Raw genomic sequence first — 17,628 nt, 5'->3', positions numbered from 1 at the left:
CTCGGATGTCCGACGTACCCGACTGTTCTCGACACTCACGCGGTCACGACGGTCTGGGCGGCGATCTCCTTGAGTTTCGCGTTCGCCCAGCGCAGTTGACGCAGGGTCTGGGGGTGGCAGCGTTCGGAGACTGCGAGCAGTTCGCGGTCGCTCAGTGCCTGCGCCGTCTGGGCGAGGATCTCCCAGTCGAGCGAGACGCCCGCCGCCATGCGATGCACGGTGCGCAGATCCCGCAGCAGCAGCACACTCGGGGCGTGTCGGCGTCCGAGCATCTCGCTTCCCTTCCGCCGCACCTCCGCGAGCACCTCGTGGACGCCCTGGGGCTCGTCGTCGAGGTCGAGGTCGTAGTCGTGGCCGACGCGGGCGAGTTCGCGCACGTGTTGCTGCGACCAGCCGGCGATGTCACGCGCCACATGGACGATCTCGTGGTCGACCTTGTGCCGGTCGGCGGTCCGCAGCAGCTCCCCCGCCAGGTCGTTCTCCGAGCGGTGCAGTTCGCGGATCGCCAGAGCAACCTTGTTCATCGCGGACCTCCCTCGTCGAACGTTTCGGTGGTCTCGGCGTCCCGTCCACCCGAGGTGGCGGGCACGGTGCCGGCGACCGGCGCCGAGGCGGTGGTGGTCGGCGCCGCGGAAGGCCCGTCGTCGACGACCGCGACCCGTTCGACGCGCGCGGCACCCGATTTGAACAGGGGTTGTTTCGAGGCCGGATCCCAGTCGGTGAAGGTCAGTTCGTTGGCCGCGCGTCCCTCGAGCGCGGGTTCGTGGCCGGCGGGGGTGTCCCAGTAGCCGTAGTGGAAGGGCAGGAACAGCACCCCGGTCCTGATCCCACTGATCCGCAGCCGCGCGGTGACGTGCCCGCGCGGCGTGTCGATCCGCAACAGGTCGCCCTCGGACCATTCGTGCTGCTCGGCATCGCTCTTCGACATCTCGACCCACACCTCCGGTGCCGCGCGTTGCAGTTGCGGGGCGCGGCCGGTCTTCGTGCGGGTGTGGAAGTGGTAGAGCGTGCGGCCGGTGGTGAGCAGGTAGGGATATTCGTCGGAGACCGTCTCGTGCGGGGGAAGGTACTCACCGGCCTTGATGATCGCTTTGCCGAAGGGGTTCAGCGCCCGGTACTCGGTGGGTTCGACCGGCGCTCCGGTGACCATGTCGCGTCCGTAGTTCTCGCAGTAATCCGGTGCGGCCCAGAACTTTCCGTTCTCGTAGAGACGTTCGGTCCCGTCGGGAGCGTTGGCGTTGCACGGCCACTGGATTCCGCTTCCGCCACGTAGTTTCTCGTAGGTGATGCCCGTGTAGTCGCAGGGTCGGCCGGCCGTGCACTCCTTCCATGCTTCGAATGCCTCCTCGGGCGTGGACCACTTCACGAGCGGCTCACCGTCCTTGTCCCGCAGGTCGAGCCGGCGCGCGTAGTCGACGAAGATGTCGAGATCGGGCCGGGCCCGCCCGGGTGGTTCGACGGCCTTCTCCGACAGGTGCACGGTTCGGTCGGTGTTGGTGAACGTCCCGGTCTTCTCACCCCACGTTGCAGCGGGCAGCACGACGTCGGCGAGCTGGGCGGTCTCCGACAGGAAGATGTCCTGCACCACGAGAAAAAGCCTGTCCTGGGACAGGATCTCGCGCACCCGGCGTAGCTCCGGCAGGGACACGGCCGGATTCGTCCCGCTCACGTAGAGGAACCGGATCGAGCCGTCCTCGACGTACCGCATCATCTGCATCAGATGGGTGGGCGCGGTGTAGTGCGGGATCCGCATCGGATCGATGTTCCACACCCGGGCGAGGTCTTCGACGTGCGACTCGTTGGCCCAGTTCCGGAAGGCCGGCAGATCGCCGTCGGCACCGCATTCGCGGGTGTTCTGCGCGGTGGGCTGCCCGTTCATCTGCAGGATTCCGCACCCGGGCTTCCCCAGCATGCCGCGCACGAGATGAATATTGTTCACCTGCACGGCGGCCGCGGTGGCCTGATGGGACTGGTAGAAGCCCTGCAGGACCGTCGAGAGCAGCCGCTCCGCCGTGCCGAGCAGCCGAGCGGCCTCCCGCAGATCCTCGATGGGGACGTCGCAGATCTCGGCGGCCTTCTGGAGGGGATAGTCGCCGAGTTGGGTGCGCAGTTCGTCGAATCCGACGGTGTTGTCCTCGATGTACTTCTCGTCGATCCACCCGTGTCGCAGGATCTCGTGCAGCAGCCCGTTCATGAGGACGACGTTGGTGCCCGGGCGCGGGGCGAGGTGCACCGTCGCGGCCCGCGCGACCGGCGTCCGCCGCGGATCCACACAGATCACCGCGGGCGGATTCGGTCCGGCGAGCCGGTCGAGGATCCGCGTCCATGTCACCGTCTGTGTCTCGGCCATGTTGTGTCCGTAGAGCGCGATGACGTCGGCGTGGTCGATGTCGGCGTAGGAGCCGGGCTGGCCGTCGCACCCGAAGGACTGCTTGAGAGCAGCCGCCGCCGTCGCCGTGCACAGGCGGGTGTTGCCGTCCATGTGGTTGGTTCCGATGCCTCCGTGACCGATCAGCGCGAGGGTGTAGTACTCCTCCAGGAACAGCTGCCCGGTGGTGTAGAAGCCGACCGAGCTGGGGCCGCGCTCGTCGAGCAGCTGCTTCGTGCGACCGGCGACGGCATCCATCGCGGTGTCCCAATCGGTCTCGACGAGCTTTCCGCCGCGCCTGATCAGCGGTGTCGTGAGGCGGTCCGCCGAATGGTTCGCCTGCCAGCCGAACAGGTCCTTCGGGTCGAGCCGGCCGTGATTGACCCGATCGACGGCACGTCCTCGCACCCCCACCATGCGCCCGTCCTTGACGGCGATGTCGAGACCGTCACCGTTGGAATGCAGGATCGTCGCCGACTGCACCCACCTGTCGACTTCGTCCTCGGTCAGTCCGTCGGCGAGAAAAGTGTCGACGCGGGTGGGCCAGCACTCCCCGGGTCCGTACGGTGTACGCGAACCCCACGGATCCGCGATTCGATCCACGGTGACCATGACACGGCGGTACCCGGACGGGCAGGGACCAAACCGCTCGCGCCCGTTGCGACCCGGAAAGAGTTCGGATCCGGCACAACAATCCGGCAAAACCGACCGCGAACGTTGCCGATTCGCTTTACGCTGTCGCCACACTCACCTCTGGAGTAGTGATGACCCTTCGCACCACCACCCCGTCGACTCTCTGCGAAGCCTTTCGGACCACCGCCGCGGCGTACCCCGACAAGGTCGCGCTGCGCACGCCCGACGATTCGGTCCGCTACACCTGGCGTCAGTACGCGCAGCGCGTCGAACGCCTCGCTGCCGGACTCGCCGGTCTCGGTGTGAAGCGCGGTGACACCGTCGGGCTCATGCTCACCAACCGGCCCGAATTCCACCTTCTCGACACCGCCGCGTTCCACCTCGGAGCGGTGCCGTTCTCGATCTACAACTCACTGACGGCCGAACAGATCTCGTACGTGCTCGGCAACGCCGGGAACCGGGTGATGATCGCCGAGGAGCAGTTCGTTCCCGTCCTGCGGCAGGCGATCGGCGACACGAAGGTCGAGCACCTGGTGTGCATCGACGGCAGACCCGCGGGCACCATGCCCCTCGACGACCTCGAGGCCGCCGCCGAGCCGTCGTTCGACTTCGACGCCGCATGGAAGGCCGTGCAGCCGTCCGACCTGCTGACCCTCATCTACACCTCGGGCACCACGGGTCCGCCGAAGGGTGTCGAACTCACCCACGCCAACCTGCTCGCCGAACTCGAGGCGACGAGTACGTATCTGCCCACCGGACCGGACGACCGGATCCTCTCGTACCTGCCCGACGCACACATCGCCAACCGCTGGGGTTCGCACTATTCGAGCTTGTACAGCGGCATGCAGATCACCACGCTCGACGATCTCAAGCAGGCCATCACGGTGTTGCCGAGCCTGCGGCCGACGCTCTTCGGCGCCGTCCCCCAGGTCTGGTACAAGCTCAAGGCTGCGATCGACAAGACACTCGCCGAGGAGTCGAGCCCGATCAAGAAGAAGCTTGCGCTGTGGGCGATCGACGTCGGGCGCACACGCGCGCGGCTGCAGTCCGACGGCAAGCCGATCCCCCGTACCCTCCAAGTGCAGCACGCGGTGGCCGACAAGCTGGTGCTGTCCGCGATCCGCGGCAAGCTCGGCCTCGACCAGGTCCGCGCCGCCGTCACAGGCGCCGCCGCGATCTCACCGGAAGTCCTCGAGTTCGTTCTGGCCCTGGGCATCCCGTGCTCCGAGGTGTGGGGAATGTCGGAGACCTCGTGTGTGGTCACCATGAACCGGCCGGGCGCCATCCGCATCGGCACCGTCGGCCAGGCCGTGCCCTGCGCGAAGATCAGGATCGCCGAGGACGGCGAGCTGCTCGTCTCCGGTCCGTTGCTCATGAAGGGCTATCGCAACGACCCGGAGAAGACTGCGGACGCAATCGATTCCGACGGTTGGCTGCACACCGGTGATATCGGCGAGATCGACGCGGACGGCTACCTGCGGTTGATCGACCGTAAGAAGGAGATCATCGTCAACGCGGCGGGGAAGAACATGTCTCCCGCCAACATCGAAGGCGCCTTACGTGCTGCCTGCCCGATGCTCGGTGGTGCCGTCGCCATCGGCAACGACCGTCCCTACAACGTCGCGCTGCTCGCGCTCGATCCCGATGCTCTGGCCGTCTTCGCCGAACAACACGGTCTCAGCGGCAGCCACGAGGAACTCGCGCACCATCCCGTCGTCCTCGAGTCGATCGCGAAGTCGGTCGAGGAAGCGAACACCAAGCTGTCGCGAGTCGAGCAGGTCAAGAAGTACACGGTACTGCCGACGATCTGGGAACCCTCGGGCGACGAACTGACTCCGACGATGAAGCTCAAGCGCAAGCCCATCGACGCGAAGTACGCGGAGGAGATCGACAAGCTCTATGCGCAGGCCTGATTCGTCACCGCGCTCACGATCCGGAAGGAGTGGGACGGGTTCGTGACCGGACGGAAGGCCCTGACGGAGTCGTTCGGAGGTCGATTCCGAGCTATGTCGATGAATCGGTGAGCGAGGCGGTGTAGTCGCCGACGATCTGCTCGGCGATCTCCCGCACCTTGACGTTGCGGTGCTGGGAGAAGGCGACGAGCTTCTCGAAAGCGGTATCGGAGTCGCACTCGAACGTGGCCATCATCAACCCGACGGCCTTGCTCAGCGTCGACCGCGTCTCCAACGCCGTCTTCAACTGGTCGGATTCACGTTCCTGCGCGGCAATGAGTTGCTCACGCAGCCAGGACAATTCGAGATTGACACGGACACGGGCGACGAGTTCACCGGGGTCGAACGGTTTGGTGATGTAGTCGTCGGCGCCGGTGCGCAGGCCCCCGATCGCGGCCTCCGCGCCGGCCCGGGCGGTCAGGAGGATGACCGGCAGGCGAGACGTTGTCGGGTCCTTGCGGATCTCCTCGAGAAGCGCCACTCCGTCCCGGCCGGGCATCATGATGTCGCTCAGGACGAGATGCGGCGGTTGCGACCGGATTCGCTCGAGCGCAGTGTCGCTGTCCCCCACCGCATCCACGTGCCAGTTCTCACGACGCAACAACTGCATCAGGTAATCGCGCATGTCCGCGTTGTCCTCGATCACGAGGATCTGCGGCAGCTCCTCTTCCTGCCCGGAAGATCCGGCCTCGGCGACGGTGTCCCTGTCCCACTGGTGCGCTTCCCCGACGTACAGGGCACTCAGGTCTCCCGGGACGGTTCCGGCCGGGGATTCCGACACCGGACCGAGAACGCGGGGAACGGATACGGTGAAGGTACTGCCGCGCCCGAGCTCGCTGGACACGGTCACACTTCCACCGAGTGCGTGGACCCAGTCCGAGACGAGGGACAGGCCCAGCCCGATGCCCTCCTGACTGCGTCCCCCGGCGTTCTCGACGCGATGGAAGCGCTCGAAGATACGACCGAGTTCCGCCTCCGGAATACCGAGTCCGGTATCGGCGACCGTCAGAACCAACCGGTCGTCCTCGACGTCCAGATCGAGATCGACCGACCCGGCCGGGGTGTACTTGATCGCGTTGGAGAGCAGGTTCAGGACGATGTGAGCCCACAACTGGGGGTCGAGCTGGGTCTGCTCGGCCGCGGCGGCGGCGATCCGACTCCGCAGTTCCAAGCCCGCACGCTGCGCCGCATCGGCGAACAGCTCCACGCATTCGGCGGTGAGTGCCGCCGGGTCGCTCGGTGTCAGGGATTTCCCCGACAGATCGGCTTCGGCACGCGTCACGTCGAGCAACGCGTCGACGAGTCGCCGCAACCGGACCGCAGCGCGCTGGGCGGCTTCCAGTGATTGCCGCTGCGCGTCCGTCAGTGCCGTGGCGTCGTCGAGCACACTCTGCAGCGGACCGAGGAGCAGCGTCAACGGTGTGCGGAACTCGTGGCTGATCGACTCGAGGAACCGCGTCTTCGCGGCGTCCAGCGCCGCGAACGCATCGGCCCGGCGACGTTCGGCGTCCATCGCCGACGCATCGCGCAGCAGCCCCGAGATCTTGGTGACGACGAGTTCGGCGAACGTGGCGTAGGCCGCGTCGAACACCCGATACGGGCTCAGCCCCACCGCGAGAACACCGAGTGGGGCATCGTGTCCCGAGGCCCTCAGCGGGGCGAGCAGGATGTTGTCGATCGGATGGTCGCCGAGGGCCCGCTGCCGGTCGAGCAGGTCCGGGAAGCGCTCGGCGATGCCGGAGACGACGATCGGTTCGGAGGCCGTGGCGGCCTTCGACAGCAATCGATCCTCGTCCGGACCGAGCAGCGCGCCGGAGAAGCCGGGTTTCGTGCCGATCGAGGCGAGCCGCTTCCAGTCCGATTGCGGATCCTCGGGATCGACCACGCGAGCGTCGAGGAAGAGCGCGGCCAGTGGAATGTCCTGCCGGCTCGGAGCGAGCGCGTCCAGCGCGTTCCGGCACGTGTCGATCACCGACATGCCCGAATCGGTGATCGCCACCGTGCCCAGGCGGCTCAGAGCCTCCAGGCGACGCTCACCGAGTACCCGTGAGGTCACATCGGTGGTCGCGACGAAGACGCCCGCGACCTCGCCGGATTCGTCGCGGATCGGGCTGTAGGAGAAGGTCCAGTAGGTCTCCTCCTCGTAGCCGTGGCGCTGCATGAACAGCAGTTCTTCCTCGGCGAAGGTGGCGGTGCCCGCCATCGCCCGTTCGACGCGGGCGCCCACCTCGTCCCATACCTCGTGCCAGCATTCCGGCGCCGGTTGCGCGACCGCGCCGGGGTACTTGTCGCCGAGGACCGGAATGATCGCGTCGTTGAAGATCTGCACCAGCTGCGGCCCCCACCACAGGAGCATCGGCACCTCGGAGGGCAGTACCGTCCGCACCGCCATGCGCAATTCCGCCGGCCAGGACTCCACCGGACCCAGAGGTGTGGCCGACCAGTCGGTCTTCCGGAACCGTTCCAGGCTTTCTCCCGGCCCCGCGAACAGGCGTTCCGCCGGCCACGCTTCTCCCGACTCGGCTGTCGCCCTCATGCCTCGTCACTCCCATCTGCGGTACTTCCCGCCGCCATTCTCCCCCGAGACCGCACAGAACGACGCCACATGGAGGACATACGTCCTCCTTTCCCCAGGTCCGCGCTCTGGCCTCACCCACCCTGGTCGCCGACAATGGGTTCGACCCCGTTGACACGACCGAGCAGGGAGGCCCGGGATGACACTCGCAGAACTCATGAGCACTGCCAGGGACACGGTGACCGTCGAACGAGTGTTCTCGAAACCCTTCGAGAAGGACGGGGTCACGGTGATCACCGCCGCGACGATCACCGGCGGCATGGGCGGAGGCGGTGGTTCGTCCGCGGACGGCGAGAACGGCGAAGGTGGCGGCTTCGGCGTCGGGGCCCGACCGGCGGGCGCCTATGTCGTCAAGGACGGGAAGGTGTCGTGGCAACCGGCCGTCGACGTGAACCGGTTGGTGCGGTCGGTCGCCGGTGTGGTGATCACCTTCTTGATCACGCGCGCTGTCGTCGAACGCGGGCGGGCGGGCCGGCGCCGGTGATCGGCTACTCCGGGCACGTCCCGGCGTAGCGATCCAGACCCAGGCCGTTGTTCCGCTTCTTGCTGCGACCGGTCGGGCCGCCCTTCGGGGAGCGCACCCAGTTGCCGGACGAGTCGAGTCCGGGCATGCGTTCGCTCCCGAACCTGCTGTACCGGGTCTCGCCGTCGACGGTCAGCACACCGTCCTGCACGTCGATGTGGGCGACGGTCGCCCAGTACGAGTTCTTCCCGTTGCCGACGTACACGAGGATCTCGTCGGCGTCGGGCCCGGGCAGACCGTCGTGCCCGGCACGACCGTATCGGATTGCCACACGCGGCTTTCCGAACTTGTCGATCGCGCCCGCGCCGTTGTCGATGCTCTGGTAGATGTTGACGAGAAGATCGCCGTTCTCGTTCGGCAGTACCCGAACCTGTTCGACCGCAGGCCTCTTCCCGTTGCCCGGACCCTTGCTGTCGCCGTAGTGGTGGATATGCGGCCACGTGTCGAGACTTCCGCGATGACCGGGATCTCCACTGACGACGACGTAGTCGTTCGTGTGTTCGTTGCGGCAGTAGAAGTAGACGTCGAGATCTCCGGTGCCGTACTTCTTCACGTTGCCGTTCCGGTCGTATGTCGCGCCGCGACCGTCCCATTCGAGTCCGACGGTGAGCACCCAGTTCGGATCGCCCTGCGACTTGCGCAGATCGATCCGGGCGGTCTGCGTGGGCGAATCCTTCGTGAGCGAGATCTGCACCTTCTCGAACGAGATCGGGCTCGCGGCAGGAGGCACCTTCGGAGCGGAAACGGCCGGTTCGGATTCGTCGTCCGCATCGTCGACGACGATCCCGTGATCGGTCGCGAATGCCGCGAGTCCGTCCTGGTAACCCTGGCCCACCGCGTCGAGGCGCCACCCACCTCCACGCCGGTACAGCGCGACCACCTGCAGGACGGTTTCGGTGGCCGGCCCGGGCGGCAAGAACTCCAGCACCTGGCCCGGCCCACGGATCTCGACGCGCACACCCGGAACGTCACCGAAGGTGCGTCCCTGCGCTTCGGTGCTCGCGGCGACGAGCACCCGCTGCACATCCGACGGCACCGCGGACAGATCGACCGTGACGGAGGTATCGGAGGTGAGGTGGACCCCCGGCGCCTTCGGATTGTTGAAGAACACGAAGTCGTCGTCGTTGCGCACGCGGCCGTCGTCGGCGAGGAGGACGGCCATCAGGTCGACAGCTCCGTCCACTGCGGCGCCGAGCGTCACCTCGTATCGAAGATCGGTGAGATCGGTCTTCGACCCCTTCGCCACCTCGGCCATACGGTCCTCCTGTCCGTGCGGGCGTCCACGAGGAGTTTTCCTCGTTCGCTCGTCCACCATCGCATCCCTTACATTCGAGGCAGTCGGCAACAGGAGTCCCGCGGATGCGACAGGGACAGTGGACGCGGTGGTGGCCGCTCGCGGCCGGAGCGGCGTTCGTCGTGCTGCTCGCCGCGACGAATGTGATCCCGACCTGGCCCGGACTGATCCACCTGGTCGCCCTGCCGCCCCTGGATCAGTTCACCGACCTGCGGGTCCTGATGTCGCGGGCACCGTCGTGGCCGGTCTTCCTGATCCTGTTCGCTCTGGTCGCCGTAGCCCGAGTCGTGCTCATGGCGTGGCTCCTGGGCGGCCTCGACGTCCGGCGTCTGCGCTGTGCGGCTCTGTTCTATGCGGTCGCATTCGGGCCGGTGCTGGTGGCAGCGTGCGCCGACGCCACCGCATACGCGGTGCTCTATGCCCGGGTGTTCTGGCCCGCCCTCGCCCTGATCGCAGTGTCGATGTTCGTCCTCGGCCCGGTCCCCTGGCAGGGCCGATTCCGATTGCGGGAAGCGGGGGCACCGACATGGCGTCGTGGGCTACGGATCGAAGTGACAGTGCCGTATTGCGCCGTGATCGTCACGCTCGGCGCCGTGGCAGACCGGCTTCCCGTCCTCACGGTGCCGCTCGTACCGGTCTCCGCCCTCGCGACCGGCCTGACGATCGCAATGATGGAGCGTTCTCCGCTGCGTAGACCGAGGTCGGTCCTGGCCGCGTTCGTCGCGGTGCTCGTCGCCGTGTCGATCGCGTTCGTCACGACGCGAGGGCCCGACGAGCCCGAACCCGGTCCGCCGCAGACGGGTTCGTTGCTGATCCTGTCCGGGATCAACTCGGCATCGGGGCAGGGCAGGATCCATGCGATGGACGTGCACCGTCTCGGTTACCGATGCGAGCAGGTGTACTACTTCTCCTATGCCGGGCCGGGCGACGGACAGCCGCAACACAACGCGACCTGCCCGATCCGCACGGGTGCGCCCTACGGGCCGAGCGACACCCAACGTCCGTTCGAAGAGCAGGTCGACCTGTTCGCCCAACAGGCGTCGGCGCTACCTCGCCCACTGGTGGTCGCGGCGCATTCGCACGCCGTCTGGGTGGTGTGGGAAGCAGTCGCCAGCGGGCGGGTCGCCGTCGACGCTCTTCTGCTGATCGGCCCGTTTCCGAGCACCCCCACCGGCTACCCGCCACCACATGTGAACGAACCGGGGCGGGTCGTGGGCGACATGATGCGCGCCGCCGTCCCCGTCACCGACCTTGTCCACCTCCACTTCGATCCCGAGACCCCCGCGGCCCGGGAACTGCTCGGCACGGTGGGGGCAGCAGAATCCATTCTGGACCGACCACTTCCCGCGACAGTGCGAGCGATGACTCTTCCGTCTGTCACCGATCTACCCCTGGCGAGCGACTGGCACTTCGACGTCGAACGAAACGGATGCCCGGCCCGGACTGCCCACCCCGACCTTCCGCTGTCACCGGCCTTCGAGGACGCGGCCATCCGCTTCCTGAACGGTCGTCCTCCCCCACCCTGCCCGCCGTGGCGGGAGTGGGTCGCGGTGGCCGCGCGGCCGTTCGGGATGCCCAGCCGTAGTGGGTAGTCCCGGCAACCGCGCCGCTGGGATCGCGGGTTCTATGCGCTCCTTACGTCCGCCGAGTCGTTGACCGCGCGGATGGTTTGGACGAGCCGCAGGGCCTGCTCGGGTTCGAAGACCTGATCCGGCCCCTGCGGCGCGTAGTCGGTGAACGGCGTCTCGTACAGCAGACCCGGATCCATGGCACCGTGCTTCGTGAGGTGCGCGACGATCAGGTTGACGAAATCGATCTGGCCGGCCGTGGCCGTCCGGCCTTCCAAGAAATCAGCGAAGGCCTGTTGCACGGCTTGCTTGTCGAGCCCCACCAGCGACCGCACGAAACGGCCGAGGCCTTTCGCGTTCTCCACCGCACGTTCGAAGTCTTCGCGCTCCCCGGCGCCGCTGCGGACGAGGAGTTCCTCGAGAGACGCCAGGTCCGCTTCGGTGAGAGGCTTGCCCGATCGGAGTTTCTGCAAAGCCAGGTTGTCGGGCTGGTAGCGGAGGTAGTCGCGCACCTTGGCGTTGAACCGGTCGGTGTCGGTCCCCGATCGCAGTTCGGGCATGGCGCGCTCGACGACCTCACCGAGCGTGTCCTGGAAGTCGGTGTAGACGATCGTGCGCTTCTTCTTCTCCAGGAGACCGACGAGCGACCGCAGTTCCTTACGGGCGTATTCGAGCATCGGAGGCGTGATGTCCTGCCACCATTCGTCGGACGCCACTTCGCGGAGCAACGTCTCCTTGGCAGCTACCTTCGGGATGGACAGCTGCTCGAGCAATCCGTCGGCGATCTCACGGATGGGCGTCTCGTACTTCGGCAGCGCACCGTCGCCGTAGAGCACCGATAGTTGCCCTCGCAGGATGACAAGGTCGAACCGCTTGGCCATCTCGTCGCTGTCACGAACTGCGGTGGGGAGATCGGCCAGTGATTCGACGATCTCCGCCGCCTTCTGCTCGTTCAGCGAATCCCACGCGCTGCGATCCGAGTACTTCTCGACCTCGCGGCGCCGCGGCCGCACCAGGAAGTTCTCGGTGTTCATCCCGAGGACGGTGCGGTGGAGCCGGTCGGCCGTCTCGGTCCGCAGAACCGGATAGTCGGCAGCCTTCTCGAGCGCGACGAGCATTTCCGTTCGTGCTTCGAACAGCCGCGCCGACAAAGGACGCGCAAGGGCGCCTTCGGAGGCGTCGGGATATTGATCGAAGAACTCGAAGTTGCCGCACAGGTCGAAGATGAAGAAGTCTTCCTTGTCCTGTCCCGGCCCGTACAGGTCCGGGCACAGACGTGTGCCACGTCCGACCATCTGCCAGAACTTCGACTTCGACCGAACCGGCTTGAAGAACACCAGGTTCACGACCTCGGGCACATCGATACCGGTATCGAGCATGTCGACGGAGATCGCGATGTGGGGTTCCTGGTCGGGCTGCGAGAACTTGTCGATGAGATCCTGACCGTGGGAGACCGCGTGGGTGATGACCCGCGCGAAGCTGCCCTTGTACTGCGGGTAGTTGTGATCGAATCGGTCGGCGATGAACTGGGCGTGCTTCTGGTTCTTCGCGAAGATGATCGTCTTCCCGAGCCGATCCCCACCCGCGACCTTGTGCCCGCGGGTCATCAGCACTTCGAGTGCCTTGTCGACGGTGTCGGTGTTGAACAGCCACTTGTTGACCGCTTCGGCGGCTACTGCGTCCGGCAGTTCGTCCTCGTCCGCGTCGTCACCCCAGTCGGTGGACTCCCACCGCTGACGTTCTTCTTCGGACAGCTCACTGCGCTTGATCCCCTTCAAAGGAAACGCGAGCGGTACCGTCACGGCACGCGGCGGGACGAGATAGCCGTCGGCGATGGCATCGTCGAGTTCGTAGTTTCCTGTGGGAACGCCGGTTTCGAGGTTGAACAACTTGTAGGTGTTGTAGTCGACCTCGTCCTTGGGAGTGGCAGTGAGTCCGAGTAGAAGCGAGTCGAAGTACTCGAAGATGCGCCGGTACTTCTGGTACACCGAGCGGTGGGCCTCGTCGATGACGACGAGGTCGAAATGCCCTGGGCCGAAGCGCCGCTTGCCGTCCTCCATTTCGTTGATCAGGCCCATCATCGTGGGATAGGTAGCGACGTAGACGCGACCTTCGGTGTTCTTGTCGGTGAGCAGGTTGACGGGAGCCGAGTCGGGCAGGTGGGTCTTGAAAGCGTTCACGGCCTGCTTGACGAGAGCAACGCGGTCGGCGAGGAACAGCACCCGCTTGACCCAATTGGCGCGCATGAGCATGTCGGTGAGCGCGATGACGGTTCGTGTCTTACCTGACCCTGTTGCCATGACGAGCAGCGCCGCACGCTCGCGGTCGTTCTCGAAGTGCTCGGTCACCTGTCGTAACGCCGCTTCCTGGTAGGGGCGGCCGGCGATGTGCTTGGGGATTTCGATGGATGCGAGCGGTTTACGGGTGCGACGGCGCTGCATCTCGAGCGTCAACTCGTCGCGCGTGTGAAAACCCTCGATCGTGCGTGGTGCGTAGTGCAGGTCGTCCCAGATGTAGGTTTCGAACCCGTTGGTGTAGTAGATGATCGGGCGCTGGCCGTACTGCGCTTCGAGCCTGTCGGCATACAGCCTGGCCTGCTGCTGCCCCGCGACAGCGTCCATCGACGTGCGCTTGGCTTCCACGACAGCCAGGGGCAGGCCGTCCGCGCTCCACAGCACGTAGTCGACGAATCCGTTCTTGCCGTCGGGCATGCCGGTGACGGGCACTTCCTTGCCCACCCTGTCGTCCGACCATCCGGCCTCGGCCAGGAGGAGGTCGATGATGTCGCGGCGGGTCTGCGCTTCGTCGTAGTCGTGGGTGTCGGGTACAGCGCGAGCCGCCGCCTGCGCTTCGGCGACCTGCTGCTGAAGCTGCGCGACGAGCTCTTCGAGGTTCTTGGTGACGAGTTCTTTGGCCTCGATCTCGGCGTTGCGCCCTTCGAGCTGCTCGATGAGCAGGCGACGCTGCTCTTCGGCGTCCTCGAGCTGCTGATCCTTCTCGGCGAGCTGGTCTTCGAGTTTCTTGAGCTGGGCCAGCGACTTCGCCACCACTGCCCCACCGCCGGGCTTGGGAAGTCGTGCCGGATCGAACTGCGCGGTCGGGGCCGGCTTGCTGCTGAGCTGAGTGGCATAGGTGCGCGCGAGCCACGACAGGATGTGGAAGAGCTCGGCGAGTACTCGGCGACCGACGTCCTGCGAAACCGGTTTGGCTTCGTGAACGGCCTTGTTGCCGTACTCCCGGATCAGGTTCATCTTCGGAAGCACTTGCGGAGGAACGACCGTCTTGAAGACCGGGTCGTGCAGGCGAGCCGCGAGGTCGCTCTTGTAGGGGACCTGGATCTCCTCGACTCGGTACAGCCACTTGACGACGAGTTCGACGGTGCGGCGTGCGTAGAAACAGGTGGTGCGCGGGTCGAACAGGGCGTCGCGCTCGGCTTTCTTCGCCTCGGCGTGCAGCTGTGGCCACTCGGCCTGAAGGAAGTCGAAGTTCCCCACCATGCCCTCTGGTCCTCCTTGTAGTCGGGTCGCACCTGTTCGACCCATCGTGCCTCTATCGGTGCCGAGCCGGGTGACGCTACACGGCAGATCCGACAATGCTCTGCGAGACCGTCACCGTTCACAACCTTCAACCAACTCCCACGCTGTTAAAGTTTGATACAGCAAACTTTGATAACTCGCGTCACAATGTAGGGATATCACCGCCATGGCCGACGTCCGAAGGCACTTTTGGGAGCCCGACCTCGCATCGGGTCTGGTAGCGCGCGATCGCCGCGGCGGTACCTACGAGACCTACCAGCCGGACCTCCTCGTCACCCGCGCGGTGGTGTTGCCCCCGGAAGTGACCGCACGAGCCGCGGTCACAGAGCGAGAGATCCGCAGTCTCAGCACCGGGCCGGGCGCAGCCGGCTTGGCAGCTCTGTCTCGTTTGCTCTTGCGGTCCGAGGCGATCGCAAGTTCGATGATCGAAGGAATCGCACCGTCACCCCAGCAAGTGGCATTGGCCGAATTGGCCCAGAGCGAAGACGTGCGCGGATTCAGCGCGCAAGCACGGCTCGTCGCAAACAACATCACGATCCTTCGCCGCGCCTCGAACGAACTCGTCTCCACAGAGGCGGTGACAGTCGGCGACATCGAATCACTCCACGCCGCACTGCTACCTGACGAACGGCATCACGGATTGCGTCGAGTCCAGAACTGGATCGGCGGCACGAACTGGCATCCGCTGGATGCCGAGTTCGTTCCTCCGGCTCCCGAACTGGTGCCGAGCCACATGGAGGATCTCGTCGCGTATCTGAACGGTGGGCTTCACGGACCACTGGTGCAGGCGGGATTGATCCATGCCCAGTTCGAAACGATCCACCCGTTCACCGACGGCAACGGCCGGGTCGGCCGGGCGTTGATCCACACCGTTCTCGCGCGGCGCGGACTTTCACCCGACGCGGTACTCCCGATCAGTTTGGTGCTGGCCACCCTCAGCGAACGGTACGTCGACGGCCTCACCGCGTACCGATACCTCGGTGACGCCACCGCCTCCGAGTCGATCGAGGGCGTCTCCGCGTGGTTGAGCCTTTTCATCGAGGCCGCACACATCGCCACCGAGCAGGCGCGGAAGCTGGCGGACGACGTGGCAGAGCTTCGATCGTCGTGGTTCGAGCGGTTGACCACATTCCGCACCGGACGGGGATTGCGTCCCGAACCACGTGCAGGTTCTGCTACCTCGCGACTGCTGGATCGCCTCCCTGAGGCCCCAGTTCTGACGGCGAGAACGGTGGAGCGAATTCTCGAAGTCTCGTTTCCGGCGGCACGGGCTTCCCTGGAGGAACTCGCCGAAGCCGGCATTCTCTCCCGCAAGAGCGTCGAGCGCGGTACCACCGGGTACATCGCGCGGGAGATCCTCGACTTGGTGGGGCTGGCCGAGCGCCGACTCGCCAGCACACGTTTCGACACGCGAATCTCGCCACCTCACGGTCGCGCACCTGCGGCTCCCCGCGGCAAGTAGAGAGTCGTCACGAACTTGTCGGAGGGTTGTGCAAATCTGTCCGGCTCTCGTACAGGCGAGTGCACTCCGTACGGAACACCACGTATCCGCGGAGTAACGACGTTGACAGGAAACCGTCTTGTCCGAGTACATCCCTCCCTCTGCCGACCTTGCCGCAACGACGACGGTGAGTCCTCGGAAGCGCCGACGTTGGCCGGCCATTCTCGTTCTCGTCGCTGCACTACTCGTTGGCGGTGGAATCGGCTTCGTTGTGGGTTCCGATCCTCTCGACAGTCGTTCGGCTGCGCTGGACCAGCGCGAGCAGGACGCCGATCAGCGCGACGAGGAGATCGCACAACGCGAACGAGATTTCGCAGAAGCGAAGGAGGCCTCGAACGCGGCGCTCGACAGTAGGCGGAAGACCCTCGACGAGAAGGGCGCCGACCTCTCACGACGCGAGCAGGAGTTGCTGCCGAAGGAGCGCGAGGCAGCGAAGAACGTCATCAACGGCGACGGCATCTTCCTGGTGGGCATCGATATCAATCCAGGTACTTACCGGAACAGCGGTGGTTCGCGTTGCTACTGGCAGCGTTCGAGCGGCACCAGTGGCGAACTCGGTGAGATTCTCGCGAACGGCAACGAGAGCGGACCTGCGGTTGTGACGATCCAGCCCAGCGATGTTGCTTTCACCAGCAAACGTTGTGGCACATGGTCTCTGGTGAACTGAACTCGACGGAGAGGATCTGAATCCTGATGGCCAGCAGAACCACCCGTCCGCGAGACTCGGTGATCAAGAGGCTTTATGCCCTGTCGATGAATCGCTGTGCGTTTCCCGAGTGCACTACTGAGATCGTCGAGACCGGTACTGGGACGGTCGTCTCCGAGGTATGCCACATCAATGCTCACAGCGTCGGCGGACCTCGGTACGACGCGGGTCAAACCGATGAAGAACGTCAGGGGTTCGACAACCTGATCATCATGTGCAAGGTGCATCATGCGGTCGTCGACGATGAGAACAACCTCGATAGGTTCACCACCGAGTACCTACACAACCTGAAGCGTGAACACGAAACAGCAGCCCGGCAGGCCCCCCGACCACCTGAGCCCGAAGGCCTTTTGACCGCACTTCAACTCTCGGCCGCCTTCTACGAATCCGGATCCACACACATGGATTTCCGCAACGCGATCTTCAAGGTCGGCGGTGAGGGCGGGTACGCCGGGGGCGGTGGTGGCAACGGTGGCATGTTGACCATTGTGGGAATCGCCCGGCTACCCGAAGGAGTCGACGTCAACCTTGACGGCGGCCACGGTAGGTGGCCGGGTGGAGGCGGCGGTGGAGGCGGAATCCTTCGGTTCCAAGGTCGCCCGGCCGATACCGGTGACGTTACTTCCGGGTTGTCGGTTCGTGCCTTCTTTACTGCAGATGCCGCGCGCATTTCCGAAGGCCTCTTGTTCACCCTCGGTTCTGGGCCTTCCTACTTCGGTGTGGAGAGCTTTCCGGCGTCCTTCGTTACGGAATGGGTGGCCATGGTCGACTTCGGGTCCATCGCCGCGAATACCTTGCTCCAGCTGCGCATCGAGGCCGACTCCGAGGAAGGTCACGCGGAGGCCGATGGCACTCTCGACGCCGAGGTCCCAGATTGGGAAGACGCGATCGTCAGGCGGTCTCTGGTGGGGCGAGTGTCCTTGACCGTCAGCCGGCCTGGGATCGTAAATCTCCCGAGTTGCACCAGATTAG

General features: G+C 65.5%; 10 protein-coding genes and 1 pseudogene. 6 read left to right on the top strand and 5 right to left on the bottom strand.

The features are described 5' to 3' along the window. Window positions 1-35: 35 nt before the first annotated feature. A complete protein-coding gene (locus A8G18_RS20520; protein ID WP_016931485.1) occupies window positions 36-524 on the bottom strand; it encodes a hypothetical protein in 489 nt (162 codons plus the stop codon). Beyond that, entirely contained in the window at window positions 521-2,980 is a 2,460-nt protein-coding gene (locus A8G18_RS20515; protein WP_064065341.1) for a molybdopterin oxidoreductase family protein, read from the bottom strand. Before A8G18_RS20515 ends, A8G18_RS20520 begins: the two co-directional genes overlap by 4 nt. 152 nt (window positions 2,981-3,132) lie before the next feature. Here A8G18_RS20515 and A8G18_RS20510 point away from each other — a divergent pair, with 152 nt between their 5' ends. After that, a complete protein-coding gene (locus A8G18_RS20510) occupies window positions 3,133-4,914 on the top strand; it encodes an AMP-dependent synthetase/ligase (protein ID WP_064065340.1) in 1,782 nt (593 codons plus the stop codon). A gap of 91 nt (window positions 4,915-5,005) precedes the next feature. On the opposite strand, the gene A8G18_RS20505 is transcribed toward A8G18_RS20510, so the two are convergent. Further along, window positions 5,006-7,489, bottom strand: coding sequence for a response regulator (locus A8G18_RS20505; protein ID WP_064065339.1), 2,484 nt, complete (start codon window positions 7,487-7,489; stop codon window positions 5,006-5,008). A 178-nt stretch (window positions 7,490-7,667) separates the two neighbouring features. Between A8G18_RS20505 and A8G18_RS20500 the strand changes: the two genes are divergently transcribed. Then, window positions 7,668-8,012, top strand: coding sequence for a spore germination protein GerW family protein (locus A8G18_RS20500; protein ID WP_064065338.1), 345 nt, complete (start codon window positions 7,668-7,670; stop codon window positions 8,010-8,012). A gap of 4 nt (window positions 8,013-8,016) precedes the next feature. Here A8G18_RS20500 and A8G18_RS20495 read toward each other — a convergent pair whose 3' ends face one another. Next, window positions 8,017-9,306 (bottom strand): TerD family protein, encoded by a 1,290-nt coding sequence (locus tag A8G18_RS20495; protein ID WP_064065337.1) that lies wholly within the window; start codon window positions 9,304-9,306, stop codon window positions 8,017-8,019. A 104-nt stretch (window positions 9,307-9,410) separates the two neighbouring features. Between A8G18_RS20495 and A8G18_RS20490 the strand changes: the two genes are divergently transcribed. Further along, window positions 9,411-10,937, top strand: a complete 1,527-nt coding sequence (locus tag A8G18_RS20490) for a hypothetical protein (protein ID WP_064065336.1) — start codon at window positions 9,411-9,413, stop codon at window positions 10,935-10,937. Between the two features lie 32 nt (window positions 10,938-10,969). On the opposite strand, the gene A8G18_RS20485 is transcribed toward A8G18_RS20490, so the two are convergent. Beyond that, window positions 10,970-14,410, bottom strand: coding sequence for a DEAD/DEAH box helicase family protein (locus tag A8G18_RS20485; RefSeq protein WP_064065335.1), 3,441 nt, complete (start codon window positions 14,408-14,410; stop codon window positions 10,970-10,972). A 460-nt stretch (window positions 14,411-14,870) separates the two neighbouring features. Here A8G18_RS20485 and A8G18_RS20480 point away from each other — a divergent pair, with 460 nt between their 5' ends. The 3 genes and pseudogenes from A8G18_RS20480 to A8G18_RS20470 all read left to right on the top strand — a co-directional run. Next, entirely contained in the window at window positions 14,871-15,911 is a 1,041-nt protein-coding gene (locus A8G18_RS20480; protein WP_342435222.1) for a Fic family protein, read from the top strand. Window positions 15,912-16,161: 250 nt separating this feature from the next. Continuing rightward, entirely contained in the window at window positions 16,162-16,617 is a 456-nt protein-coding gene (locus A8G18_RS20475; protein ID WP_064065333.1) for an Rv1352/Rv1906c domain-containing protein, read from the top strand. 26 nt (window positions 16,618-16,643) lie between these two features. Beyond that, window positions 16,644-17,628 (top strand): annotated as a pseudogene (locus A8G18_RS20470) (hypothetical protein); the annotation flags it as partial.

The sequence above is a fragment of the Rhodococcus gordoniae genome, from assembly GCF_001646655.1.
In the GTDB taxonomy this organism is placed as follows: Bacteria; Actinomycetota; Actinomycetes; order Mycobacteriales; family Mycobacteriaceae; genus Rhodococcus; species Rhodococcus gordoniae.
The sequence above is the reverse complement of the archived record's forward strand: the minus strand, read 5'-3'. Positions and strand labels throughout refer to the sequence as shown.

Coding starts and splice junctions, on each gene's coding strand:
- A8G18_RS20520 (WP_016931485.1), bottom strand. CDS start 524: ATGAACAAGGTTGCTCTGGCGATCCGCGAACTGCACCGCTCGGAGAAC.
- A8G18_RS20515 (WP_064065341.1), bottom strand. CDS start 2,980: ATGGTCACCGTGGATCGAATCGCGGATCCGTGGGGTTCGCGTACACCG.
- A8G18_RS20510 (WP_064065340.1), top strand. CDS start 3,133: ATGACCCTTCGCACCACCACCCCGTCGACTCTCTGCGAAGCCTTTCGG.
- A8G18_RS20505 (WP_064065339.1), bottom strand. CDS start 7,489: ATGAGGGCGACAGCCGAGTCGGGAGAAGCGTGGCCGGCGGAACGCCTG.
- A8G18_RS20500 (WP_064065338.1), top strand. CDS start 7,668: ATGACACTCGCAGAACTCATGAGCACTGCCAGGGACACGGTGACCGTC.
- A8G18_RS20495 (WP_064065337.1), bottom strand. CDS start 9,306: ATGGCCGAGGTGGCGAAGGGGTCGAAGACCGATCTCACCGATCTTCGA.
- A8G18_RS20490 (WP_064065336.1), top strand. CDS start 9,411: ATGCGACAGGGACAGTGGACGCGGTGGTGGCCGCTCGCGGCCGGAGCG.
- A8G18_RS20485 (WP_064065335.1), bottom strand. CDS start 14,410: ATGGTGGGGAACTTCGACTTCCTTCAGGCCGAGTGGCCACAGCTGCAC.
- A8G18_RS20480 (WP_342435222.1), top strand. CDS start 14,871: ATGATCGAAGGAATCGCACCGTCACCCCAGCAAGTGGCATTGGCCGAA.